We start from the raw sequence: 24,761 nt of genomic DNA, 5'->3' as shown, positions 1-24,761 counted from the left end.
TGCAAACCAATTTCATCTCGAATTGAAATATAGAAATCGAAAACTGATATACAACAACAGGAAGGAGTAAGACGTGTTACCACCTGCTGCAGCCCCTCAAGGGGTAGTGAAAGCTATCGCTGAAATTGAAGCGTCACTTGATGACGTGGTGAACCACGGCAGTGACGATGAACTTTTCATTGCAAGTTATTTGCAAGGCCACTTCGCGGTAGAAGCGCGACAGCTAGAAATGCGTGAAGACGCTTCATTGGAATTGTTAAACGAAAAAATGCTATCAAGCCTTGAAAGTGCGTTTAAAAACAATGAACTGGAAAGCGAGGATGCAAAGCAAGTTAAAGCGCTTTGGGCACGACTAGTCGCAATATAATTGCGACTTCTAGCCTTGAGCCTAGACATTTAAATCTCCACGCTCGATATTTTTTCTCTTTTTACAATCCGTTACAGTTTTCAACCTCATAATCCTTTATTAACTGCCAGATTGATTTATCTTTAAGGCAGGCATAGCGCCGCTTTGTGGTATTTAGCACAATTAAAAAGATTAAGGATGACGAAATGAGTGTACTTAAACACCTCACCAAGCGCTTAAAAGTAAGCGTAGGTGTATTGGCAGTAAGTAGCACGCTGGTAAGCTCAGCGTTTGCTAAAAACGACATAAATATCGACTACGAAAAGTTTACTACCGATAATGGGTTAACTGTAATTGTCCATGAAGACCGCAAGGCGCCAGTGGTAGCTGTGGCGGTGTGGTACAAAGTAGGCTCCAAAGATGAGCCTGAGGGTAAATCTGGGTTTGCGCATTTATTTGAACACTTAATGTTCAACGGCACCGAAAATTATGACGACGAATGGTTCGGTCCGCTTCAAGAAGCCGGTGCTACTGGCTTAAACGGCACCACAAATTTTGACCGCACAAATTACTTCCAAACCGTTCCTACTCCAGCCCTTGACCGCATATTGTGGATGGAATCAGATCGCATGGGGCATCTTTTAGGTGCGGTAACACAAGAGAAGTTAGACGAACAGCGTGGCGTTGTACAAAATGAAAAGCGCCAAGGTGAAGATCAGCCTTATGGAAGCGTGTTTACCCACATCTTTGAAGGCTTATTTCCTGTAGGGCATCCTTATCACCACACGGTGATTGGTTCAATGGAAGACCTTAACTCAGCGTCTTTAGACGACGTAAAGGGCTGGTTTAATAAATATTATGGCCCCAATAACGCAATTTTAGTGTTAAGCGGTGATATTAACGCCAAAGAAGCGAAGCCGCTGGTAAACAAGTACTTTGGGGATATTGAGCCGGGTCCTGCGCTATCTAAATGGCAAGCATGGGTGCCGAAACGCAGCGTAAATACCCGTGAAATTATTCAAGACAAAGTGCCTCAATCACGTATTTATCGCCTTTGGGTGTCGCCTGAGAATACATCTTCAACCGCAACCGATTTGTTTATTGCGGCAAGCGCGCTGGGGGATGGCAAAAATTCTCGTCTTTATAAAGAACTGGTTTACGACCAACAAATCGCAACCAATGCTTCAGTGTTCAATTACGAGCTGCAAATGGCATCAATTTTTGGCGTTGCGGTTGACGTGAAAGACGGCGTTGACGTGGCTAAAGTGGAAAAAGAAATCGACAAAGTCATTAGTGAGTTTTTGCGTAAAGGTCCAAGTAAAGATGAAGTCAAATTGGTGTCGACTAAACGTCGAGCTTCAATTATTCGTGGTCTTGAAGAAGTGGGTGGTTTCGGCGGTAAAGCCGATACGCTTGCTACTGGTGAATTTATTGCTGGCGATCCTAATTATTTTAAAACCGAATTAGATGAGCTGGGACAGGCAACACCTAAAGGCGTTAAAGCGGCAGCGAATAAATGGCTAAAAGAAGGGTGGCACCAAATTACGGTTGTACCTTTCATTGAGCATGCAGCCCTTGCTGAAGGTGTTGATCGCAGTTCAGGTTTGCCATCAATTGATACAGAAACACAGTTAAGCTTCCCTGACGTTACGGAAACTACGCTTTCTAACGGCGTTAATGTGGTGTTTGCAAAACGCTCGACGGTTCCACTGGTGAATGTAGCGGTGCAATTTGACGCAGGCTACGCCGCTGATGCAGGTGGCAAGCTGGGCCTTGCAAGTTTTACCACGCAGATGCTCGACGAAGGCGCGGGTAAATACGATGCCTTAGAACTAGCAGCAGAGCTTGAACAGTTAGGAACTAATTTAAACGCTGGCTCAAATTTAGATACCACGACAGTTAGCATGTCGATGCTAACGGAAAATATGGAACTTTCTTTGGAACTTCTCGGTGATATCTTAAAATCACCTACGTTTAAAGAAGAAGAGATTGAACGTCAACGTGCGCTTATTTTGAGTAATATAGCACAGCAAAAAACTCGCCCTGTAAGTATTGCCCTTACTTTGCTTCCACCGCTTATCTATGGTGATGACCATGCCTATGGTATTCCATTTACCGGTACCGGAACCGAGCAAGACGTGAAGGCAATTACGCGAAGCGACTTAGTTAACTTTAAGAATACATGGCTTCGCCCTGATAACGCGACTATATTTGTTGTTGGCGACACCACATTAGACGCGATTAAGCCAATGCTCGAAAAAGAGTTTGGCAAATGGAAAGTTGCAGGTGACAAGGGCACCAAGCAAATTGCCCAAGCATCAATGCCTGATCAAGGCCAAGCAATTATTATCGACCGTCCTGGAGCACAGCAGTCTCTTATACTTGCTGCGCATTTAGCACCACCGACTGGTGCTGAAAACAATATTGCCATCAAGGCCATGAATTTAACCTTAGGTGGCGCTTTTACTGCTCGCATTAATATGAACTTACGTGAAGATAAAAGCTGGTCTTATGGTGCGTACACTTTCTTACAAGATGCTCGAGGTCAACGTCCATTTATGGTTTATGCTCCGGTTCAAACCGATAAAACAGGCCCGTCGTTGCTAGAACTTAAGAAAGAGCTTAATGCCTACATAGGTGATAAGCCGCCAATGGCACAGGAACTTGAACGAGCACGACTTGATGAAGTTCGCTCACTGCCAGGTCAGTTTGAGACAGCCAATGCGGTGCTGTACAGCCTATTGTCGAGTGAAAGGTTCAACAGACAATACAACTACCCAGAGTCTTTGGTCGAAAAGTACAACAGCTTGTCTTTAGGTGACCTCAGTAAAGCGGCTGAAGAAGTATTGCACCCAGATAAACTAACGTGGATCATCATCGGCGATGCTGAAAAAATCAAAGCAGAAGTTGAAGCTGCAGAGCTTGGTCCTGTCAGTGTACAAAGTATGAATTCACTGTAACGACCTAAACCTTAAATTGAATTTTAGGGCCGAAAATAATCGGCCCTTTTTTCTTACTCACTTTCACTAAATTCATCGAAAGCACGCAGAGCGTCTGCCGCGTACATGAACGAGGGGCCGCCACCCATGTATACAGACATACCGCAGACTTCTTCAATTTCAGCTCTTGTTGCACCTAAATGAACCAGCGCTTTAGCGTGAAAACCAATACAGCCATCGCACCTTGTCGCTATACCAATAGCAAGAGCAAGGAGCTCTTTTGTTTTTTTATCCAGTGCGCCGTCGGCAGTCGCTGCTTTAGCCATAGCCGAAAAGCCTTTCATTACTTCAGGTACACCTTTTTTCACCTCTGCAAGATAAGGATTAAGGCCTTCTGTGATTTCTTTGTAGGATTTAGACATGATGACTCTTTTTGTTGTCGGTATGGTTATTTACCGTGTTATCAGATAAACAGCAATTATTTTGCAAACCGAAGAATAGATTACATGATTCAAATCAATAAAAACGGTAAGCTAGGTCAATATATGCACCTTTGGTAGAATGGATAAGCTAAAAGGGATCATCTAATATTGCGAACGTATATCTTCGTCTTTTCTTTTTCTAGTAAGAGCATGTTTCTTTGCAAAATATAACGCGTTATCGGCTCCTGTTTCGCCACTTTCTACTATGTGCATTCGTTTATTTGGTGAGTACCCCACACGCTTATTCCTCGAATTCCGACAAGCTTATGAACGAATACTCCGTCGAGCTGCTTACCGCTGACGATGGTTTTGTTTCTTCTGAGATATATTCCATTATTCAGGACCGCCAAGGCTTTTTGTGGTTCGGTACAGCTGAAAACGGCGTAATGCGCTACGACGGTCGGCAGGTCAAGCTTTTCGAGTCTAACGCAGAGCAAATAAACACTTTATCCCATGATGACGCTGGCAACCTGATGTTAGACAAAGACGGTAACATATGGGTAGGAACTTGGGGAGGCGGCGTTAATAAGTACAACCCAAAGACCGGTATATTTCAGCGCTTTTTACACGTTCTAGGCGACAAAACAACACTCTCTTCTAATCGAATTCAATCGTTACTTCACGATACAAATGGCGACATCTGGCTTGGTACTTACGACCAGGGTTTGAATAAGTATCTTGGCGAGAACGCATTTCAGCGGGTTAAAAAAACAGAGGGTAATTCAGCGGGTTTATCGCATAATCGTATTTGGGACATGCTTGATAATGACGAAAATAGTTTGTGGGTAGCAACCAGTTTCGGCTTGAACTTACTGAACAAAGAAACCTTAACAGCAACCCACTTCTTCCCAGATAAAGATAACAATACGGCCACAGGCGCCAATGAAATACGAAGCCTGCTTTTAACCACATCAAACCAATTTTTTGTTGCTACACAAGATGGGCCTTTTCTTTTTCTGCCACAAAGCGGGGAGTTTGTTTCACAAACCACGAGCGATGGAAAAGAGTTAGGCCAAGTGAACTCTATGCTTGAAGACAGTGAAGGGAGTGTGTGGTTTGTAACAACAAACGGTTTATATCGCCATACAGGCACTGGCAACGTGGTCGAGAAAATGGATTTTGGCTACACAAATGGCCTGAGGATCATATTTGAAGACCACACCGGTACGAAATGGATAACGAGTGAAGTTCACGGCATTTTTAAGTTGTCTCCACGACGCACAGTGAAGCTTATTAATAGCGATGCGCTTGTTGCCCCTAATGGGATTGAGCTCGATGAAAATGGCGATGTACTCATTGTTACTGCCAAAGCAGAGATTTACACATGGCGTGTAAACGAGCAGCGCTTAGAAAAAAACGCTTCTTCGATTTTTGCTTCCTTTGATGGGTATGCTGAAAGTGGGGTGATAGAACGACCTATAGTCGTCCAAGACGATAACGATACCCTGTGGGTTGCGCAGGACAACTACCTAGCGAGATTAAATCGTCAAACAGGCGAAGTAACACGTATAGAGTACCCTAAATCTGACAATAATTATCGTCGGTTTCAGGAGTTTAGAGCATTGGCAGTAGATGATAACGGCGATTTGTGGGTAGGTACCTACAAAAATGGCGTGTATATTTATCGCTTCAGTGACAATAGTTTTGAGCACTTAACGCAAGCACAAGGTTTATCTCACCCTGAAATTCATAACCTTTTTAAAGATAGTGCTGGCAATATGTGGGTTGGCACGGGCAAGGGCGTCAGCGTGTGGCCTCGTGATGGCGACAAGTTTGTTACTTATTTTGCTGACGTAGAGCGAGAAAACAGCCTATTAGGTAACATAATTGAAGATATACACGAAAGCCAAAGTGGGCAGATATGGATTGCTACACAAAAAGGGTTAAATCTTTATTTACCGAGTACCAAAACGTTTCAGCAATTCAATGAACAGCACGGGCTACCGACAACGCTTATTCGCGGGCTAGCGGACGGTGAAAATGGCACCTTGTGGCTTACGACTAACAAGGGAATATTTCTCTATGATCCCGAAACTAAAAAAGCGACCAACTATAATAGTAAAACCGAGTTAGCAGGAAAAAATTACTACTCAAACAGCTTGCTTAACGCGGCTCAAAATACCTATTTTACCAGCAGCCAGCGGGGAATAGAGTATTTTAACTATCAGAAGGGGCAGCGGGAAGTTCGCGATTCAAAAATAGTGCTGACAGGTTTTAATAAAATGGGCCAAGAAATACGGCTTAGTAAACCGCTATCCTATGTCACCGATATCTACCTTTCATATACAGACTATTTCTTCTCCTTAGAGTTTGCTTTACTGGATTTTTCAGCGTCGCAAAAACCGCACTTTGCCTACAAACTGGAAGGTTATGACGAGCAGTGGATAGATACGGGAGACCACAATAAGGTTTCCTTTACCAATTTAAACGGTGGTACCTACACATTGTTAGTAAGAGCAATGAAGCCAAATGGAGAGTGGGGCGAAAATCATCTGTTCGTGAACTTACACGTAGCTACGGTTCCTTGGAAAACGTGGTGGGCATACACACTATATTGCGCCTTACTTATTGGCGTAATAATACTGGTAGTGTATTTGCGCACCCGGTTACACCAAACGGAAATAACTAAACAGAAGCGCTTTGTTCATGCGCTTGAACAACAGGTTTCAGAAAAAACGGCATCCCTCGAAGCACAGGCCCACAACCTTAAAAACGCGCTGGAAAAAGCTGAAGAAGCAACCAAGCTAAAATCAGAATTTCTTGCCAATATGAGTCACGAGATAAGAACACCGATGAACGGTGTTATTGGTATGCTCGACTTGCTTAAGAAAAGTGACTTAACCGTTGAACAAGGGCAACGGGTTAACATAGCGAGTTCAAGCGCCAGCTCTCTGCTAGTACTTATCAATGACATTTTAGACTTTTCAAAAATAGAAGCTAACAAGCTTGAAATTGAATCGGTTGATTTTGATTTGCGAAGTTTAATCGAGACCTTGGCGCAATCTATTGCGCACACGGCTCAGTTAAAAGGTTTAGCGGTTATTGTTGATGTTTCTAAAGTCGACGCATCAAAAGTTAACTCCGACCCCACACGAATTCAGCAAATTCTCACTAACTTATTAAGCAACGCAGTGAAGTTTACCGAGCAAGGCGAATTGAGTATTACCGCAGCACTATTACCTTCAAAAAATGAAGGGCAATATGTACTGCGCTGCGCTGTCAAAGACACGGGTATAGGCATAGAGCCGCGTAAGCTAGCACAGTTGTTCGAAGCGTTTACGCAAGTCGATGCATCGACGACAAGGCGCTATGGCGGAACTGGACTTGGTTTATCAATTACCAAAAAGCTTTGTGAACTGTTAGGTGGTGATGTAAAGGCCTCTAGCGAAGTAGGAAAGGGAAGCTGCTTTGAAGTTATTTTTGAAGTGAACAAGGTTAATGACGCTAAAGGCGTGGCGCCTTCAGATGTTGCCCCGCATACACACTGCCTAATAGTTGACAGCAACGTTTCAAATAGAGAAGTCCTGAAACGCCAGTTAAATGTTTGGGGTGTAGAAACTTCAGTGGCAGATTCATCCAAAGGTGCGCTTGCACACTGTAAGGCCAGTTTGAAGTCTTCATCGCCAATCACTTTAGTTATTATCGACAATAAAATGCCAGATATGTGCGGTAAAGACTTTGCTATGGCGCTTTTTGAAGAACCAAGATTTGCCGATATTCGGATAGTGGTAATGACTGAACTTCAAGATATCGAAAGTGCGCAGCACTTTAGAACACGAGGGATCGCATCAATTTTCCCGAAACCCCTCACCACCGAGAATCTTAGACACATATTGGCCAAGGTCCCCAACGAAATAGAACATAAGGCTGATGATTTTGGGCGCAGTGCGCCTGTAGAGGAGGCCAGCCATAACGCTACACCTCACAATTCGCCTGAGGGTTTGCGGGTACTGTTAGTTGAGGATAACGCGATAAATCAGCTAGTAGCAACAACGATACTCGAAGGTGAAGGGCTCACAGTAGATGTGGCAAACAACGGTAAAGAGGCCTTAGCGTTTTTACAGCAGCCGCAACAGGCAAAGCCTTATTCACTCGTGGTTATGGACTGCCAAATGCCTGAAATGGATGGTTTTGAAACAACAAAGCATATAAGAAGTGGGGCAGCCGGTGCGCACTATCAAAGCATACCTATTGTGGCTATTACTGCTAACGCTATGCAAAGTGATAAAGATAAGTGCCTTCAGTCGGGCATGAACGACTTTCTTACTAAACCTATTGACCAAGAGAAAGTAATCCTCACGTTACAAAAGTGGCTAGCTTAAAATAATAAAAACACTCCTCAAATCAAAAAATACGTTAATATGCAACAAGTTTTTAACAAGTTGTGAGAGCGTTAATGCTAAATCGTGCATCAAAACCCTTCGTAAAACTCGTCGAAAAATATCTGCCCGACCCCTATATTTTCGTTTTATTGTTAACGCTCATAACGCTTGTCTTTGCGGTGGTCATTCAAGACCAATCTCCACTTACCACAGTTCAACAGTGGGGAGATGGATTCTGGGGGCTGCTAACCTTTTCAATGCAAATGCTCTTAGTGTTAGTAACCGGGTTTATGCTGGCATGCACGCCGCTAGTCAAGACACTGCTGGAAAACCTCGCCCGTTTAGCTAAAGGCCCAGGAAGCGCTATTGTACTGGTTACTTTAGTGTCGCTTACAGCCAGTTGGATAAACTGGGGCTTCGGGCTAGTGGTAGGCGCGTTGTTCGCCAAAGCACTTGCAAGAAAAGTGTCGGTAGATTATCGACTATTGGTGGCGAGCGCATATTCAGGTTTTATCGTATGGCATGGCGGCTTGGCGGGCTCTGTACCGTTAACTATTGCAACACCGGGCCATTTTTCAGAGGCACAAATAGGCGTAATTGGTACCAGCGAGACTATTTTTAGTGGCTTCAACTTACTGTTGTTGGCAATTATGTTTGTAGTTATTCCCCTTGTGAATCGTTTAATGCTACCTCCTAAATCTGAAAGCGTGATTGTGGATAGTGCAAAGCTACAAGACGATGCCTTAACTTCGGCGACAAACGAAAGACCCGCTGATAGACTCGAAAACAGCAAAGCTCTTGGTTTACTTGTCGGTTTCGCTGGGCTTGCTTATCTTACGAACTATTTTATTTCTGGCGGCGGGTTAAACCTAAACATCGTTAATACGCTATTTCTTTTTCTTGCTATTGTCCTTCATGGTACGCCACGTAATGTATTACATAGCTTGCAGCAAGCCGTTCAGGGCGGCAGCGGGATTGTAATACAGTTTCCGTTTTACGCGGGGATCATGGCGGTTATGGTGCAATCTGGATTAGCGCAGACCATGTCAGAATGGCTAATTAGTTTTGCATCTGCAGAGTCGTTGCCCGTGTGGAGTTTTATAAGTGCAGGCATTGTAAATATTTTCGTACCCTCGGGAGGAGGACAGTGGGCGGTGCAAGCCCCTGTAATCCTACCCGCTGCTGCTGAACTGGGTGCGCAAGTTAATAGGGTAGCAATGGCGGTGGCATGGGGCGATGCCTGGACGAACTTAATTCAGCCGTTTTGGGCATTACCCGTACTTGCCATAGCGGGCTTAAAAGCCAAAGATATAATGGGTTTTTGCTTAGTTCAGCTTATCGTAACTGGCGTTATTATTTCCTTGGTTTTACGATTTGTGTGAAGAAGCTTTGCGTTAGCCGTTGTAGTGTTATATGAAAAAGGGCATGTTTAGTAACTAATGCACTACCACCGTTGATTTAAGTGCCTTGTGCGGTGGTGCTTATACTATCTCAAACATTATAGTCTTTCATATTTAACGTGTTGCGAATGCTGGGAATGCACTCTTCTGGATTGTGATTAACATACAAGAGAGTACTGGTGCCAGCCTTAGCCAATTTATCAATAAGCTTAAGCGCTTTTTGGCGGTTAAAGTCGTCTAAGCCATTGCAGGGTTCATCTAAAATAAGCACGGCGGGGTGCTTAACCATAGAACGTGCAATTAGTACTAATCGCTGATCGCCAAACGATAGCGACTGAAACGGTGTGTTCTTCTTCTGTTGTAAACCCAGAACAGCAAGCCATTGTCCTGCTACGTTTCGCTCAGCCAACGTTGGGCGGGTGTATAGACCAATGCTGTCGTGAAAGCCTGATATGATTACATGTTCAACACTTGCGTTTACTTTGTATTGCATGTGCAGCGAATTCGACATAATGCCAATGTGCTTCTTAATATCCCATATGCTTTCGCCAGTTCCCCGTTTTATGCCAAACATTGTTAAGTCATTGGTATAACAATGGGAATTATCACCAGTAAACATTTGAAGCAAACAGGTTTTACCTGACCCGTTCGGGCCCGTTATCTGCCAATGGTCATTTTTATTAAGCGTAAAGTTAAGCTTTTCAAATACAGTACGTTCATCGAAACGCATAAAGCCGTCATTTAGCTGGATCAATGTATGGGGTAGTGCATCAAGCTCACTGTTCTGCTTATTGTGATTTTGGTCCTTGCGGTTTGGGTCGCTGCGGTTTTGATCACTAGCGCTAAGCGCTGCGGGTACATCGATATCATCAGACTCCAGCGCAAACCAAGTGCTTAACTCTGAGCGCAAGTCATCATAGTTGAGTGTGCCGTCAGATTTCCACGTAATAGCTAGATCATCCATAACAATGAGTTGTGCATGAAGGCCCTCAGGAATGTCTGCAAGCTTGTTGGCGGTCAACGCCAGTGTGGCTTGCTGTTGAGAAACAAGAAAGCGACTAAATGCATCAATCGCTTCAACATCTAAGCCTTCAAAAGGTTCATCAAGCAAAATAATTGCGGCATCGTTCAACCACGCCAGCATGATAATTACCTTGCGAGTTTCTCCCGTCGACAGTGAAAGAAACGCATTATCTAGCAAATGCTCAATTCTAAGAGCGGAGGTTAGCTCGTTGTAATAAAGGTGATTTTGATAATCCTCATTCGTGCGTAAGAATAACTCTCGAACTTTTGTTGGCTCAGCGATTACATCTAAAATATCCGCACTGTCTTTTTGCTTTTCTTCTTCAATTAACGTCTGCTGCCTAAAAACCGATACTTCTGCAACAACCGAACTACACTCGCGAACACCGCTTTCTACTTTACCGTTACCCGCAAGCGCAGAAATTAGAAGCGACTTCCCGCTACTATTTCTACCTGCAATAAGGTAGTGCGAGGGTGGTTTTTCATTATTTAGTGCTAACGAAAATGCAGGGGTAATATATTGATTAGAAAGCTTTGTTTGAAATTCAGAAAGATACAGCATTAATGATCGCGAGTGGATAAGAAGTAGAACTATTGTGAAGTTTTCTGTTTATGTGTCAATGTTAAATAAGGCTTCAGCACCTCGCTTTGCTACCGAATGCAACAACGATAACTATCTAACCGCGAGGCGGCTTAAACACAAATTGTAAAATTTACGGCTATTTTCTAACCTTTTCCCGTAAAAATCTTACTGAAAAGCTGAATTACCTACACATAATATTTCTGTTATCTAAATTCTTTTCATTTTTAAATTTCAAAATAACTCATAACTTTCAATGGTTTGTGGTTTTTCTTATTGCTTGGCACTCGTTTTGCGACCTTATGTTTGTCCGCGAATCTAAGGAAACAAGAAATGGAAACCGAACATCGAGCCGTCAAGCATACTGTTCAATTGTGCCATAGTCATCAATTGGAAGTGAACTCTTCTGGTCGCTTCTCAGCGCCTAAAAAGCGAACTTCTAGCATAACGAAAAAACTCATTGTTGCTGCTGCTTCTTTCTGGTTACCCTTGGTAGGTGTTGCCTCGGCCGTTTCCACTTCAACGCCAAGAGCATTGGAAGAGGCTAGTACTGCTTCTGCCTTACAAGCACAGTTAAAGCAAATGAAAAGTGCCTATGCTTTTTATTCCTCTATCGCCCAGCAAGGTGGCTGGAAAGCCTTAAATGAAGACTTACTTCTTAAAAATGGCGCGTTAAGAAAAGCTGCGGCTGATGAAACGCCCATTTACAGTGAAGAGCAGGCTCAAGCGATAACTGCATTGATCTCTCGTTTGGGCAGAGAATACCCCTCAATAAATACAAACTGCACCCATGCATTAACAGCAGTTAACTCCGCGCCATGCGTTTTCAATAAAGACGTTGAAAACGCTGTGAAAGATTTTCAACGCCGTCACGGCCTTCTAGTAGATGGTGTAGTTGGAAGAAAAACCCTTGCAGCGCTAAATGTGACAGCAAAAAAGAAAGCGCAGCAACTAGCGCTAAACATTACGCGCTTGGAAATGTTTGAAGAAAAAGACAGTGACGCTTATGTGTTAGTTAATATTCCCGAGTTCCGTCTTCGATATATTAGTAACGGTAAAGTAAAAGCCACTAAAGACGTGGTAGTAGGTAAGCCAAGCTGGGCGACGCCTTCATTTAGCGATCACATAGAAAAATTTGTAGTTAACCCAGAATGGCGTATCCCGATTTCTATTGCCACGAAAGAAATAGCACCAAAAGTGGCGGATAACCCAAACTACTTAGAAGAAAACAACATTGTTATTCGCAAAGACAGTTTTGTTGATGATGAGTTGGTTGACCCCAATACGATTGATTGGGAAGACATGAAGCCTTATCAGTTCGACCATTTTTTAGTAAAGCTCCCCAACGAAAAAAATCCGTTAGGCAAGGTTAAATACCTTTTTCCAAACCGACACGCTGTATACGTGCACGATACCCCTTATCAGCAATGGTTCAAAGAAACGAACAGAGCCGCCTCTCACGGTTGCATTCGATTAGAAGACCCTTTTTCTTTAGCCCAACTTATAGCGGAAGAGCAGGGCGTAGATAGCTTAATGGATAATGTTATTTCGGCTCGCGAGCTAAGTCAGTCTAAAACCTTTCACCTTGAAGAGCCTTTGCCTATTCATTTGGTGTACTGGACCGCGTGGGCCGATGAAAACGGTAAGGCTAACTTTAGAAACGATATTTATCAGCGCGATAGACGCGATGCCGAAGCGCTAACGCAGGTAGCGTCTTTGTGAAAATAGGGTAAGTGATGATGGTAACGAAAGATATGAAGATGATAGTGAGCACCTTAAAAGCTTCGGTAGTGGCCCTGGTAATGCTCTCGACCGCGCAAAACGTAAATGCGAAACCCGTCGAAATGGTTCAGGGTAAAGCTTCTCAAACGGCCGCTCGTGCTGCGCCACATGAGCCAGTTGTAGTTGAAAACAAAGCTCACTTAGAAGACGCGGAGTTTAGTTTAAAAATTGATAATATTGTGGTGCCTTACAACGCTTTCTCGCTATTTGTATTGCCTGAAGAGGTTACCGAGCTAGAAATTATTTATCCACAACCGGACAAAACCTATCAGTTGTTTGAAAACGGTGTAATGGTTGAAAAATCCGAGTCTATGACATGGCATTGGCAGGCGAAAGATGTCCCTGGTGAGCAGCGCCTAGAAATAAGAAGCGAAGACGGACAGGTCAATATGTCGTTAAATGTGTTTGTTATGGTTCCTGCCGAGGAAGTCCAAGGCGGACGATTAAAGTATTATCATATCGGGCCTTATCCAGATGAAAGTGAAATTAAAAACAAAGATGTTTATGTTGAACCTGAAGGGTTTATTGAAGTAACAGAAGAAAACCAAGAGCTACTTTTATCTCCTCATTTCAAGTTAAAGGAGTTCACCAGTAAACAGCGCTCTGGCTACCCTAAGTTTGTATATCTTCGCCCGTCTCTGCTGTTAAAGCTGGAAATGCTTAGAAGAGAGATGAACATGAACAGTATCAATGTATCGAACATGGTGATCATGAGCGGTTACAGGACTCCCCAGTACAACAAAGCTATCGGCAACGTTAAATTTAGCCGACATGTCTATGGCGATGCCGCCGACATTTTTGTAGATAATGACGGTAACTACAGAATGGACGACCTAAACAAAGACGGCGCGGTAAGTATCAAAGATGCTGACGTTATGGCTAGAATGATAGCCGAGCTTAATAAACGTAGTGAATATAAAGGCTTAATTGGCGGTCTAGGGGTATACGGCCCAAAACCTCACCGGGGGCCGTTTATTCACGTTGATACCCGAGGGATCAAAGCGCGATGGAGAAAGCCTTAAGCTCAGCAAATCTAAGGGACTGTTCAACCGTTTAAATATAAAGCTGAATAGCGTAGCTACTTTGCATGAGCGACAGGCATACGTTATTTTAGCGTACTAATTGTTATTAATTCTAAACTTAAGAGAGATTATGAGTATTACTAGCTTGCTTGGCGACAAGCAAAGATTCGATGTAAAACCTGATGATACGACTATGAAGGCTTTGGTGACCATGGCGAACGGTGGTTATGAGCAGTTAAATTACACCGATGTCCCCATGCCAAAACCACTTGCTGGCGAGGTGCTAGTTCAGGTTTTAGCAGCTGGTGTCAATAATACAGAAATTAATACTCGATTAGGTTGGTATTCTTCTAAAGTCACTCAAGGCACTGACGCGTTGGACGAGAATGACGAAGAGAAATCAAGCGCAGCAGAAGAGTTAGACGGTGGATGGAATGAACAAACCCCGTTTCCGTTTATTCAAGGGACTGACTGTTGTGGTCGAATCGTGGCGGTTGGGGAAGGCGTGGACCCTACACGTATCGGAGAGCGAATTTTAATACGTTCTTGCATTCGTAAAGATTCTTGGGACTCACTAGAAAATATTTGGATGGCGTCAGACTTCGATGGTGCTTTCGCCCAGTACGTAAAAATAACGGCGAGATAATTGGACTCCCCCAACTCAGTGAGCTGGGTTAATATTTTAGTTCTCACACAAAAAATATTATGGAGTCCAACATGCACAATATAATCACAGGTGTTGATTTAGCGAAAGAAGAAATTCAGGTTTGCGTTTGTAAACGCAACAAGGTGCAGTCTAATCAGGCGATGACACCGATAGAATTTGGTTCTTGGCTAGCGTCGTCAAAACCAATGACAATTGTTTTTGAAGCATGTAGTACATCAAACTACTGGAAGCAAAAAGCGTTGGAATATGGGCATGATGCTCGATTAATTTCAGCAAAATTGGTTGCTAGTGTTAGGCAAAATCAGAAAACAGATAAAAACGACGCCTTAGCGGTTGCGCAAGCTGCTCAACTCACCGATGTTTCGTTTATTAACGGCAAATCAAAAGAGCAGCAAGAGCTACAAACCTTGGTTCGTCTGCGAGAGTTGGCCGTTAAGCATAAAGTCGCAATGCAGCAACAAATTAAATCTTTATTGCTAGAGTTTAATATCCGAATCTCGCCTAGTCAGGGAGGGTTAAGTGGCGTTGTTGAAGGCGTACTGGAAGATGCTGAAAATGGCTTTTCCATGGTTTTTAGGCAAGCTCTCAGTACTAGCTGGCAACAACTCCAGCGTGGTATTGAGTCGATAAAGCAGTACGATTTATATTTAGAAAAAGCAGCAAACGGCCACGAAATATGTAAATCGCTACAGGCCCTAGAAGGTGTAGGTCCGTTAAACGCTGTGAATCTTTATATGGCACTGGGCTGTGGAGAGATGGGGCAATTTGAAAAAGGTCGCGATGCATCTGCCTGTATTGGTTTAACGCCTATTCAACATTCGTCGGGCGGTAAAGTAAAATTGGGCTCGGTGGGCAAGTACGTTAAAAATAATATGCTACGAAGTTGCTTAGTTAGCGGTGCAATGTCAGCAGTTAATCAGGCGATGAGACGACCAGCAAAAACCAAAAAAGAGATGTGGATCCAGCAGATGGTTGAACGCAGAGGTAAGCGCTGTACAGCGGTCGCGCTAGCAAATAAAACAGTAAGAACGGCATTCGCGATGCTTACAAATGGCACAGAATACAAAGCAGAACTACTCGCTGCTTAATAGAGGTTTTGCCCAACAACAAAAATGCTCAAAAAAGATGAAAATCAGCTTGTTTAGTCAGTGCTTCGCTCAGAGCTTCGAGCTCGTTATCGAGATTTGACAACAAGTTCGCGTAAATATCATAGAGCCTGGGATAGCTTCCCTATTAGAGCTCGTACATAAGCACGCATTTATTCTTTAACTGGCTAATACTGTTGTTGACAAAGGGGGAGTCCACATAAGTGAAGCGTTCGCCGTCGAGTGCGATTGGTCGGATGCCGAACTCGGAACTATACCTTGCGCTTATGGCACTGCTGAAAATATGGTTCACCGAGCCGGCGTATCTAAAGGGGAGCATGTTTTGGTGACTGGGGCTTCCGGCGGTGTAGGTTCTGCTGTTGTGCAGTTAGCTAAACGCCGTGGTGCACAAGTTACTGCCGTTGTAGGCAAAAATAAAATGGACGTGCTTATGGAAATAGGTGCAGATCGCGTTATCGAACGTAACAGTGACCTAGTTGAAGTGTTAGGAGAAAAGTCCGTAGATGTAGTTGTCGATAACGTTGCAGGTGAAGGATTCACTCAAATGTCAGTGGTAATGAAACGCGGTGGTCGCTACGCTTCTTCCGGCGCCATCGCAGGGCCAATAGTCACGCTTGATATGCGCAGCTTTTATTTGAAAGATCTTACCTTTATTGGTTGTACTGCGTGGGACGAGCCGGTTTTCCCGAATCTTGTTTCATATATAGAACGCGGTGAAATAAAACCTATGTTAGCGAGAACTTACCCGCTAGAAGATATCGTAACAGCACAAAAAGATTTCTCTGAGAAAAAGCACGTGGGTAAAATTGTGTTGCTGCCTCCTGAGCAAACGCCACCGCAACAGGATTTTATCGATAGCTTGAAACAATGAGTACTATGTTTCAACTACGGTTAAATTGTTTTAGATGACATTAAAATGCCCGCTAAATGCGGGCATTTTACTTTTTGCTAGTTGCTAAACCTTTTATTGCCCCCGTACCGGCAAGGTTCATCAAACGACGAAATCTTGGGCATTCTAAGTGGCTTGGTGCTGTACAGGCGGCCGCATGTTTCAGACCATCGCGCATGGCTGTGAGCTTTTTTATTGTTCTGTCTAGTTCGTTGGCTTTTCTCAGTAGTAGTTCACGATTAATTTCAGGCTTTGCCTCGTTCCCCAAAATGCCCGCAATTTCTTCTAAAGAAAAACCTGCAGCGCGACCTAATGCAATTAATTCAAGCCGCTCTAGTACATTCGGGCTAAAAACGCGACGTATACCTTGCCTACCAATAGAAGTGATAAGACCTTTCTCTTCATAAAACCGCAGCGTGGATGCTGAAACTCCGGATTTTTTGGCAACTTGAGATATTTCCATACATTTTTCCAAAGGAATGCTTGACTTAAAGTTAACTTGAAGTTGTAGGCTAGCATCTCTAACTAATTGAAACTAGCTGTTGAGTGTTAATATGCAGAATATTGTTTTTATCGTGTTAATTGGTATTGGGGCTACCCTAGTGATGGATTTGTGGGCGCTGCTAAGGCAACAATTGTTTAGTATTGCTCCAACAAATTGGGGCATGGTAGGGCGTTGGATAGGGCATATGAGAAAAGGACGGTTCTCCCATACTTCTATTGCAAACGCCGATGCTGTGAGTGGTGAGAAGATCATTGGTTGGACAGCGCATTACGTGATTGGTATTGGCTATGCGGTGTTACTTTTTCTTTTATTTGGAGAGACTTGGTTGCTTCAACCCACGGCTGGGCCAGCTTTAGCACTAGGTATAGCCACAGTAGTTGCACCGTTTTTCGTATTGCAGCCTGGTATGGGCGCAGGAATTGCTGCGTCGAAAACGCCTAATCCTAACGCTGTTCGCCTACACAGCGTTTTAAACCATGCAGTATTTGGCTTAGGGTTGTACCTTTCGGCATTGGTTCTAAGGCTCGTACTTTAGACGTGGCTATAATCGCTTGTTGATTAATTGAATAAAGTTCGGCGTATAATGCGTATTGAAATAAAACGAGCGTAAACGAAGACAGGATGAAAATTTCACTGGAAGAAATAAACAAATCTAACTATGAGCAGGTTTGTGACTTGGACGTGGCCGAAGATCAGCAAGCGCTTGTTGCGTGCAATATGTGGTCGCTGGTTGAGTCTTTTTATAATGATAACCATACCTGTAAAGCCATTTATTGCAACGACCAGCCCGTAGGATTCTTGATGTGGGTTCAGGAAACGCCAACTAAGGTGTCTATTTGGCGCTTTATGATTGATGAGAGCCATCAAAATAAAGGAATTGGCAGAGTTGCTTTATCTCAAGCTATCACGCTTATAAAGCAAACTTCTGAGCTCAAATTTATTGAGATATGCTATAACCCTAAGAATCCTGTCGCCAAAACCTTCTATTCAAGTTTTGGTTTCGAAGAAGTGGGTTTAGATGAAGATGGCGAAGACATGCTTGCTGTTATTGCCATTTAGCCACGGTTAAAAATAATGAAACAGAGAAGCTTAAGGGATCTTAAGATATGGACGTCATAGATATTAAGACTTTTATTCCAAGCAAAAACTACGACATTTCTAAAGCATTTTATTCTGAGATTGGATTTAATGCAGAATACGTAAATGAAGATCTAACACTGTTTGAAAATGGTGATTGTCTCTTCTTTCTTCAGCGCTTCTATAATCCTGAATTGGCGAATAACTTTATGCTACAAATCTGTGTGGCAGACATTCAGGACGCTTTTGAATTGTGCTCGCGCTCTTTACATAAAACGAAAATTTCATCAATTGAGCAACAACATTGGGGAAGCATTTTCTATCTATGGGGCCCGTCGGGCGAACTACTTCACATTACCGAATTAGGTAGCTAGCCGTTTAATTATCGGCAGCTTTCTGTCCTAAGGCGGCAGGTCGCCTCCGCTTTTCATGCACGGCCTGACGATAAACATCAAGTTCTTCTAACACTGAGAAAAGTACATCTCCTGAAACTAGGCGCTTTACGTCACTTGGTTATCAGCAATTTTTTTCAATGTAACCTTCAATGTAACGGTCAATGCTGCTTGTAGTCTCTCTTTGGTGTGAATTTTGCAAAAGCCTGTTTAAAGACACTGAAAATGTCGGTTTGCGTAGTAGCTGATCACTGTTTTTCGATGAGTTTTTGCTTCTTTCCGATAGAAATTTGACGTTTTTCACTGGACACGTGTAATGAAAAGTATGACAAAACCTGTCTCTCACGCTTTGCTGACAGAAAATGGTCGCTTGGTCGCGAAAGCCTTGGCATATACCGCGCTTATCTTGGGCTTACTCTCTGGTTGCTCTTCATCTGACGAACCTAAGAGTCAATTTGCGCAAATCGATACCAGTGAGGTAACTGCCTTAGGCAATGTGGAATATCACACATACATGTTGGCCAACGAGCTTTTCGAGGATGTGGGCCCAGCGCGCCAGTCTCGCTATGCGGTAGTCGGCTTTGTACCTGCCGATACCATGAAATACAGTGCCGACCATCAACACCCGTTAATGTTGTTGGGCCATCAACTTGAACAGGGAATGATTACTGAGGCGACGAAAAGAGGCTTTTCTACTCAAGAATTTAAGCTTTCGAACGATATAATTGTTAGTAACGAAAGCGACAGAGTGTTAACGCGCAATATCGACCAGCTTTCCAACATTGAGCGCGTCGATTTTTATATTACCGGCACTATGGTGTACCAAGAGTCTGGTGCGGTGGTTAACGCTCGAATTATCAACGCTAGAAATAAAAACATTGTCGCTGCGGCAACACGCTTTTTCCCTGCCGAACTGTTTTGGCGAGAAGAGCAAGTAACAACCCGAAACGGCAAGTTATACAGAACTGAAGGTACGAGGTAACCCCATGAAAAGACGAAATCAATACGCGGCGCTTTCGCTCTGTGCCTCACTGCTAAGCGTTAGCGGGTGCTCTATGATGATGGGGGAGGAAGAGGTAGCAGAACAAGCGCCTCAGCGCCCGGCCATGAATGTTATCGATATTACAGCCGCTGACCGTGCTCCCTCAAAGCCAGTCGAAAGTACCAATGATACCCAATCTCAGGGTATGGACGCGTATGGCGCCATTGGTCAACCTCCTTTGTATTCGAGCGTACAGGGCGCGTATAAAGGTCGACCTCTAACCAAGCACATTGGCGACTATGTGAAGAACATGGCGCAAGACTTAATTGCGAATATGGAATATGTGAATAACAAGACACCTATCGGTGTAACCCATTTCGCATTGTTAGACACTGACTTGCAGAAAACGGATTTGCTAGGCCGTCAGATGGCGGAATCTTTTGTTCACGAACTGCATAAATTCCGCGTGCCGGTTATCGACTTCAAAGCCACCGAGTATATTCGCATTACTGACGATGGCGATTTTGTATTAAGCCGAGACTATTTGGAATTGAGCAGCAGCCTTCCTATTGAATATGTGCTAACCGGAACCATGACCAAGCATCAAGGTGGCGTTTTGGTTAACGCGCGTATTTTAGGCATGGAGTCACGTGCCGTCGTAGCAACCGCACAAATGTTAGTGCCGTTCTACGTGGTAGATGCACTTATTCCAAGTGACGGTAGTCAGCAAAACGGCATGCGCGATGGCGTAAAGTTAAGTCGAGGCTAGGAGCAGCAACATGATGTTTAGCCGTAACCTCAATGTAGCGCTTAAAAAGCGACTGACCTGCGCGCTGGTGTTTTGTGGTTTGTCGCTTAGCGGTTGTACAAGCACCAAATCCATAGGTTCTTTTTGGCTAGGTGAAGATGGCGAAATTACCCATCATGAAGAGCCGGTCCCTGTGCCCAGCCGTTCAGGCTTACAATACACACCAGACTCGCGAGATAGAGAATATCAGCAGCATGTTGCGGTAGAGCCCGGCTATAAAGACCCGCTACATAATGGGTACTCACCGTCCCAAACCCACAAGCGGCTGAACGATTACGCCTCGCAGCTGGCCATGGAGTTAATGGAAAATACAACCCGGTTAACTCAACAAGACATGGTAGGTGTGGCGAGTTTTGTTCGGCTTAATCAGTCGCTCAACAACAGCACAGTGCTTGGGAATCAACTTTCTGAATATTTAATTGCCGAACTTCAAGATTTTGGATTAGCGATTGTCGATTTTAAACTGGCAGGTGGGATTACCGTTACACCTGTAGGCGATTTCGTTTTAACTCGTGATGGGGCAGCCCTTGCTAAACAGGTTGAAATGGACCATGTGGTAACCGGCACTATTATCGAGGATGAACGCGGTGTGCGTGTTAATGCGCGTATTGTGTCGCTAAAGAACAAGCAAGTTGTGGCAAGCGCAAACGTGTATATTCCTGCGTTTATCGTAATGGACTTAAACAAAATGGCGAGGGCCGTCTCGCCATAATCCTATCGAGTAACGCCCACCTAATAGCGTTACTCATTTCTTTAGCATAACCGCTATCTATCTACGTTCAACTAAGTACGCTATACAGTGCGTAACATATTCTCTAGCCTAGCTCTGGCTTCTTATCATCTCTCTTGTCATAAAGCGGCTTGTGTTCACCGCATTGAGAAGGTCATTGCTTAGTGGCAATGGCTCCTTGCATAAACTGCTTACTAGTACCTCAGCCATCAATGGCGCCGTAGTTAAACCACGTGAGCCTAAACAGGTTAGGGTACTGACCACGCTGTTAGGCAGCAACGGCGCGCTTGTCAGTGGTTTACCTACGCTTAACATGGCGAACTGGCTTTTGATCACGTCAAAGTTATGCAGAGCACCAACCACAGGCTGATGGTCAGGCGAGCCCAAACGCGTAGCCGCCCTTGCTTTGCCGTCGTGTTGTAATGCCTGAACTATGCTGGTGTTTGCCAGTGCCTGTTCATGTGTGGCAAGGTTCGTTTCAGTTTCTTCGTTTCGAACCTCCGTAGTTAAGTCGTTTTTCACGTAGGTTGAACCTAGCGCATGCCTACCCTCTAATGCCGGAGTCATATAGCCCTTGTGACATAAAACCGTATTAAGACCGTCGATAGGAGGTTGCGTAGGAATGGCTTCTACTTGGCCGCGAACAGGGCGAAGAGAGAGACTGTTAAAATCTTCTGAATTTATTGCCCCTGCGCCCAACGCAAGGATAAGGTGATCGGCAATAACGTTTTTTTCATTACCGCTGAGTGCCGGCTTCTCTTGGGGTAAACCGGCATTGGCAGTAGCGCACGCCGTTTCATTTCCACCACATTTTTCAGGCTCACTAACATTAAAACGAATTTGTACTTGCTGTCTTACTGCCCCGTTAACGGCCTCGCCTGAAGCTATTTCCACATCATCCGCATCAAGAACGCCGGGTAAAGCGCCACCTTCTTGATTGTGTGGCGTTCCCTCAATCACTTTATGCGATACATAGGTGTGATTGAGTTTCAGCGTGAGTTTGCCGCTTTGAAGTGCTTCTTCAATCATGGCATTAACTAGCTGTGGAGGAGAAAGCCATCCGCCCAAGCCAATGTACAAGCCAGAGTAAGGAAGGGCTAGGTTAGCGATATCGCTCACTTCTTTACTGTCCACGGGCTTAATCAAAGCTTCAGGCCATACATCGGCTGTCGCAAGTTTATTTTGGCGCTCTGCTACTTTGTCGTTAAAGCTTAGTTGAATTACGCCACAGAAATCATGGGCAACGTCGGCTAGACCATTGTTTTTTACATGTTTAATAATATGGTCGTAGGCTTGGCGCGCATATAAAAAACTGTGTGCCTGAATGCGGCTAGCAATGCTTGCTTCACTGTGAAGCTGGGGGTAAAACCCACCTTGCGGGTTGCCAGACGCACCACTTGCAAGGGTGTCACCATCAAAATATAGCGTGGTGTTAATGCCGCGCTTCACTAACGCAAGGCACGCCGTGGCTGCCGCAAGGCCTGAACCAACCACTGCAACTTTGCTCGCCTCGGTAACTGCACTATTAACGTAGCGGTAGTATGGACCATTTGGCAGGCGAAGCTTATGTTGTACACTGTCGTTAGCGGTGTTAAAAACGCCGGTCAGCATGTCGCGCTTACGGCCAAACCCCTTACGCTTTTTGATGTCAAATCCTACGCCAGCAAGCCCACGCTTTACGATGCCCGCAGCGGTAAATGTGCCAAAGGTTGTGCCGGTTTTTGACAAGCGAGCCATTTGGCTAAACAGAGCATCGGTCCACATGTCAGGGTTTTTGCTAGGTGCGAAACCATCTAAAAACCAAGCATCAATCAACCCTTCTATAGGTGCGTGCCACTGGGGTAAGAGTTCATGAACATCACCAATCCACAGGTCGAGCGTTGTTGAGTGGCGTTCGAAATACAAGCGGTGACAGCCCTCGAGCCCCATGGGGTAAAGCTCAGCTAGCGCTTCCGCTTCTGCTTTAAGGGCAGGAAAAGCTTCTAGTGCACGTTGCATATCCTGTTGAGGCAGTGGAAACTTTTCTGTGGTAATAAAGTAAAGGTGCTTAAGCGGATGATTCGGGTTCGTTGCTTTAAATTCATTAAAAGCACGCATGGCAACTAAGAAATTCAGCCCAGTTCCGAAACCTGTTTCAGCGATGACAAAAGTAGGGTTGCGCCACTGTTGCCAGCGTTCAAGAAGGTCGTTGCCTGCTACAAAAACGTGTTGGGTTTCATCTATACCGCTGTCGTTAGAAAAATAAACGTCGTCAAAATGGTCGGCGACAGGCGTACCGCTCTCATTAAAATGAACCTGTGCATGCTTAGATTTCACTGTTTATTTTTCTCCGTTTATGTTGTTTTGGTGTTGGCACTCTAAATTGGGGGTTGTTTTTACTCGTTCATCAGCTTGCCCATCCGACGATTGACTTGAAACGTCAGAGCTAGTTTGTTGTGTTAGTGAACAAGACGCCTCTGCGAGTGCTGAAAAGTGCGAGGTGACTTTACTAGTAACGCGCTGTGCGCCAAGCATACCGCCAATGGTGACCCATGTACCGTTAATGTCGATTAATCCGCGGTGATCCATGGTAGGCGCTACAGCTTCTGTTTTTGATATAACCCAGGTTTCTTCTGCAATATCAAAGGTCCAAATTGCGCTATCCGCATTTGAAGGCTCGCCGTTATAGCCAATGCCATTGTAGTTGTAGGGGTTAGTCGAGCCACCCACAAAATAGATTTTATTGGTGGCCTCATCGCCCGCTGCGGCCATGCGATAGCGCGCAGTACCCGTTGGATGGTCAAGTGTGCGCCAATCAATTTTCAAAGGGTTTTGCTTATCAATTACACCTTTAAAGCAGGCGGTTTCAGCAGCAAAGCTGCGGCGTTTATCGCTGTGCGGTGTTACCGATACGCCGTCACAAATTACCATAGTGTTATTAACGATGCCGCCAGCGTGCCCGAATACCGGATTACCTAAGAATGGGCTCGCCTGTTGCCATTGACCGGTTTGCGTATCGTAGGCCTGCACAAGATTTACGTTGCCATCGTTGTGCCAGCCAGAAACTAAGTACACGTAACGGTCTTGGTAAACCAGTGCAGTTGCATCATCAACAGGGACGGGCATAGGCGCCAAAAGCGTATATTCCCCAGTTGTGGGCGAATATTTATAAACATCTGGCGTACTAATTTCATTGTGATGTTCATCCACCGTGTAGCCGCCAAAAATATAAACGCTGTCTTTAACACCCACGGCTACGGATGCCAAGCGGCCTTTTAGCGCAAGGCTGGATGGAACTGGGGGAAGGGCTTGCCACTGCAAAGGTTTATCGTTGTTGTTGATAACAAGCTGCCAAGCACGGTTGTGAACATCGTTATGGGTTTTACCTTTACCCAGTCCCATAAAACTAAATACATATTGTGTGTCGTCTATGGTGACAGAAGCTACGGCATTGTTTGAAACTGGCTCTGGTAGCGCGGGGAGGGCGATAGGCGCAGCTGTTGCTGAGACAGTCGCTGCAGAAGCAATGATAAAGGCAGCCACCACGAAAGAAAGTCGGGGCACCGCACTTAGGAAAATGCGTAGAGCAATGTTTCTTGGCTTTTTTAATAACACAGCAATCTTCAGTTTTATCTAAATTTCGAACGTTTGGCCGCGTATTCTACCTGTCACCTTTTTGTTTTTCCGCAAAAGTTTGTACCTGTTTAAAACTCTTCTTTTCTTATTGCTT

20 protein-coding genes are annotated in these 24,761 nt (G+C 44.4%); 15 read left to right on the top strand and 5 right to left on the bottom strand.

The window, feature by feature from the left end:
- The first annotated feature begins 73 nt into the window (after positions 1 to 73).
- Together MADE_RS12185 and MADE_RS12180 are read left to right on the top strand one after the other, a co-directional pair.
- The gene (locus MADE_RS12185; protein WP_012518866.1) at positions 74 to 367 is read left to right on the top strand and encodes a YfcL family protein; all 294 of its coding nucleotides are present in this window, start codon (positions 74 to 76) and stop codon (positions 365 to 367) included.
- A gap of 185 nt (positions 368 to 552) precedes the next feature.
- Positions 553 to 3,306, top strand: a complete 2,754-nt coding sequence (locus tag MADE_RS12180) for a M16 family metallopeptidase (RefSeq protein WP_023559758.1) — start codon at positions 553 to 555, stop codon at positions 3,304 to 3,306.
- Positions 3,307 to 3,359: 53 nt separating this feature from the next.
- Here MADE_RS12180 and MADE_RS12175 read toward each other — a convergent pair whose 3' ends face one another.
- The gene (locus MADE_RS12175) at positions 3,360 to 3,707 is read right to left on the bottom strand and encodes a carboxymuconolactone decarboxylase family protein (RefSeq protein ID WP_012518864.1); all 348 of its coding nucleotides are present in this window, start codon (positions 3,705 to 3,707) and stop codon (positions 3,360 to 3,362) included.
- 326 nt (positions 3,708 to 4,033) lie between these two features.
- Here MADE_RS12175 and MADE_RS12170 point away from each other — a divergent pair, with 326 nt between their 5' ends.
- Positions 4,034 to 8,089: a hybrid sensor histidine kinase/response regulator gene (locus MADE_RS12170; protein WP_012518863.1), complete on the top strand. Its 4,056-nt coding sequence runs from the start codon at positions 4,034 to 4,036 to the stop codon at positions 8,087 to 8,089.
- Positions 8,090 to 8,163: 74 nt separating this feature from the next.
- On the top strand, positions 8,164 to 9,471 hold the full coding sequence (locus tag MADE_RS12165; RefSeq protein ID WP_012518862.1) for a short-chain fatty acid transporter: 1,308 nt from the start codon (positions 8,164 to 8,166) through the stop codon (positions 9,469 to 9,471).
- A 109-nt stretch (positions 9,472 to 9,580) separates the two neighbouring features.
- Here MADE_RS12165 and MADE_RS12160 read toward each other — a convergent pair whose 3' ends face one another.
- The gene (locus tag MADE_RS12160; protein WP_012518861.1) at positions 9,581 to 11,074 is read right to left on the bottom strand and encodes an ATP-binding cassette domain-containing protein; all 1,494 of its coding nucleotides are present in this window, start codon (positions 11,072 to 11,074) and stop codon (positions 9,581 to 9,583) included.
- Between the two features lie 351 nt (positions 11,075 to 11,425).
- Between MADE_RS12160 and MADE_RS12155 the strand changes: the two genes are divergently transcribed.
- The 5 genes from MADE_RS12155 to MADE_RS12135 all read left to right on the top strand — a co-directional run bounded on the left by MADE_RS12155 (position 11,426) and on the right by MADE_RS12135 (position 16,540).
- Positions 11,426 to 12,814, top strand: a complete 1,389-nt coding sequence (locus tag MADE_RS12155; RefSeq protein ID WP_023559757.1) for a L,D-transpeptidase family protein — start codon at positions 11,426 to 11,428, stop codon at positions 12,812 to 12,814.
- 14 nt (positions 12,815 to 12,828) lie between these two features.
- Positions 12,829 to 13,896, top strand: a complete 1,068-nt coding sequence (locus tag MADE_RS12150; RefSeq protein WP_023559756.1) for a YcbK family protein — start codon at positions 12,829 to 12,831, stop codon at positions 13,894 to 13,896.
- Between the two features lie 130 nt (positions 13,897 to 14,026).
- Positions 14,027 to 14,542, top strand: coding sequence for an alcohol dehydrogenase catalytic domain-containing protein (locus MADE_RS12145; RefSeq protein WP_012518858.1), 516 nt, complete (start codon positions 14,027 to 14,029; stop codon positions 14,540 to 14,542).
- 71 nt (positions 14,543 to 14,613) lie between these two features.
- Positions 14,614 to 15,651, top strand: a complete 1,038-nt coding sequence (locus MADE_RS12140) for an IS110 family RNA-guided transposase (RefSeq protein WP_012518857.1) — start codon at positions 14,614 to 14,616, stop codon at positions 15,649 to 15,651.
- Positions 15,652 to 15,952: 301 nt separating this feature from the next.
- A complete protein-coding gene (locus MADE_RS12135) occupies positions 15,953 to 16,540 on the top strand; it encodes a zinc-binding dehydrogenase (protein ID WP_012518856.1) in 588 nt (195 codons plus the stop codon).
- A gap of 67 nt (positions 16,541 to 16,607) precedes the next feature.
- Here the strand turns inward: MADE_RS12135 and MADE_RS12130 are convergent, their stop codons facing one another.
- Positions 16,608 to 17,021, bottom strand: coding sequence for a helix-turn-helix domain-containing protein (locus MADE_RS12130; protein WP_012518855.1), 414 nt, complete (start codon positions 17,019 to 17,021; stop codon positions 16,608 to 16,610).
- A gap of 91 nt (positions 17,022 to 17,112) precedes the next feature.
- On the opposite strand from MADE_RS12130, the gene MADE_RS12125 reads away from it, so the two are divergent.
- From MADE_RS12125 to MADE_RS12100, 6 genes are all read left to right on the top strand, one after another.
- Positions 17,113 to 17,598, top strand: a complete 486-nt coding sequence (locus tag MADE_RS12125; RefSeq protein ID WP_012518854.1) for a DUF2938 domain-containing protein — start codon at positions 17,113 to 17,115, stop codon at positions 17,596 to 17,598.
- An 86-nt stretch (positions 17,599 to 17,684) separates the two neighbouring features.
- The gene (locus tag MADE_RS12120) at positions 17,685 to 18,122 is read left to right on the top strand and encodes a GNAT family N-acetyltransferase (protein WP_012518853.1); all 438 of its coding nucleotides are present in this window, start codon (positions 17,685 to 17,687) and stop codon (positions 18,120 to 18,122) included.
- Positions 18,123 to 18,169: 47 nt separating this feature from the next.
- A complete protein-coding gene (locus MADE_RS12115) occupies positions 18,170 to 18,514 on the top strand; it encodes a VOC family protein (protein WP_012518852.1) in 345 nt (114 codons plus the stop codon).
- Between the two features lie 334 nt (positions 18,515 to 18,848).
- Entirely contained in the window at positions 18,849 to 19,514 is a 666-nt protein-coding gene (locus MADE_RS12110; RefSeq protein WP_012518851.1) for a FlgO family outer membrane protein, read from the top strand.
- A gap of 4 nt (positions 19,515 to 19,518) precedes the next feature.
- Positions 19,519 to 20,283 carry a FlgO family outer membrane protein gene (locus MADE_RS12105; protein WP_012518850.1) on the top strand — a complete coding sequence of 255 codons (765 nt, stop codon included), beginning with the start codon at positions 19,519 to 19,521 and terminating at the stop codon, positions 20,281 to 20,283.
- 10 nt (positions 20,284 to 20,293) lie between these two features.
- Positions 20,294 to 21,034, top strand: a complete 741-nt coding sequence (locus MADE_RS12100; RefSeq protein ID WP_012518849.1) for a FlgO family outer membrane protein — start codon at positions 20,294 to 20,296, stop codon at positions 21,032 to 21,034.
- A 108-nt stretch (positions 21,035 to 21,142) separates the two neighbouring features.
- Here MADE_RS12100 and mnmC2 read toward each other — a convergent pair whose 3' ends face one another.
- Positions 21,143 to 23,368 (bottom strand): tRNA (5-methylaminomethyl-2-thiouridine)(34)-methyltransferase MnmC2, encoded by a 2,226-nt coding sequence (mnmC2, locus tag MADE_RS12095; RefSeq protein WP_012518848.1) that lies wholly within the window; start codon positions 23,366 to 23,368, stop codon positions 21,143 to 21,145.
- Positions 23,369 to 23,371: 3 nt separating this feature from the next.
- Positions 23,372 to 24,646, bottom strand: coding sequence for a Kelch repeat-containing protein (locus MADE_RS12090; RefSeq protein ID WP_015067535.1), 1,275 nt, complete (start codon positions 24,644 to 24,646; stop codon positions 23,372 to 23,374).
- Positions 24,647 to 24,761: the final 115 nt, after the last annotated feature.

Origin of the sequence: Alteromonas mediterranea DE (genome assembly GCF_000020585.3) — a bacterium.
Classification (GTDB): domain Bacteria; phylum Pseudomonadota; class Gammaproteobacteria; order Enterobacterales; family Alteromonadaceae; genus Alteromonas; species Alteromonas mediterranea.
This window is presented reverse-complemented; position numbering and strand designations above follow the sequence as displayed.

Excerpts from the sequence above, each read along its gene's own strand:
- MADE_RS12180 (WP_023559758.1), top strand. The coding sequence starts at position 553 with ATGAGTGTACTTAAACACCTCACCAAGCGCTTAAAAGTAAGCGTAGGT.
- MADE_RS12175 (WP_012518864.1), bottom strand. The coding sequence starts at position 3,707 with ATGTCTAAATCCTACAAAGAAATCACAGAAGGCCTTAATCCTTATCTT.
- MADE_RS12170 (WP_012518863.1), top strand. The coding sequence starts at position 4,034 with ATGAACGAATACTCCGTCGAGCTGCTTACCGCTGACGATGGTTTTGTT.
- MADE_RS12165 (WP_012518862.1), top strand. The coding sequence starts at position 8,164 with ATGCTAAATCGTGCATCAAAACCCTTCGTAAAACTCGTCGAAAAATAT.
- MADE_RS12160 (WP_012518861.1), bottom strand. The coding sequence starts at position 11,074 with ATGCTGTATCTTTCTGAATTTCAAACAAAGCTTTCTAATCAATATATT.
- MADE_RS12155 (WP_023559757.1), top strand. The coding sequence starts at position 11,426 with ATGGAAACCGAACATCGAGCCGTCAAGCATACTGTTCAATTGTGCCAT.
- MADE_RS12150 (WP_023559756.1), top strand. The coding sequence starts at position 12,829 with ATGATGGTAACGAAAGATATGAAGATGATAGTGAGCACCTTAAAAGCT.
- MADE_RS12145 (WP_012518858.1), top strand. The coding sequence starts at position 14,027 with ATGAGTATTACTAGCTTGCTTGGCGACAAGCAAAGATTCGATGTAAAA.
- MADE_RS12140 (WP_012518857.1), top strand. The coding sequence starts at position 14,614 with ATGCACAATATAATCACAGGTGTTGATTTAGCGAAAGAAGAAATTCAG.
- MADE_RS12135 (WP_012518856.1), top strand. The coding sequence starts at position 15,953 with ATGGTTCACCGAGCCGGCGTATCTAAAGGGGAGCATGTTTTGGTGACT.
- MADE_RS12130 (WP_012518855.1), bottom strand. The coding sequence starts at position 17,021 with ATGGAAATATCTCAAGTTGCCAAAAAATCCGGAGTTTCAGCATCCACG.
- MADE_RS12125 (WP_012518854.1), top strand. The coding sequence starts at position 17,113 with ATGCAGAATATTGTTTTTATCGTGTTAATTGGTATTGGGGCTACCCTA.
- MADE_RS12120 (WP_012518853.1), top strand. The coding sequence starts at position 17,685 with ATGAAAATTTCACTGGAAGAAATAAACAAATCTAACTATGAGCAGGTT.
- MADE_RS12115 (WP_012518852.1), top strand. The coding sequence starts at position 18,170 with ATGGACGTCATAGATATTAAGACTTTTATTCCAAGCAAAAACTACGAC.
- MADE_RS12110 (WP_012518851.1), top strand. The coding sequence starts at position 18,849 with ATGAAAAGTATGACAAAACCTGTCTCTCACGCTTTGCTGACAGAAAAT.
- MADE_RS12105 (WP_012518850.1), top strand. The coding sequence starts at position 19,519 with ATGAAAAGACGAAATCAATACGCGGCGCTTTCGCTCTGTGCCTCACTG.
- MADE_RS12100 (WP_012518849.1), top strand. The coding sequence starts at position 20,294 with ATGATGTTTAGCCGTAACCTCAATGTAGCGCTTAAAAAGCGACTGACC.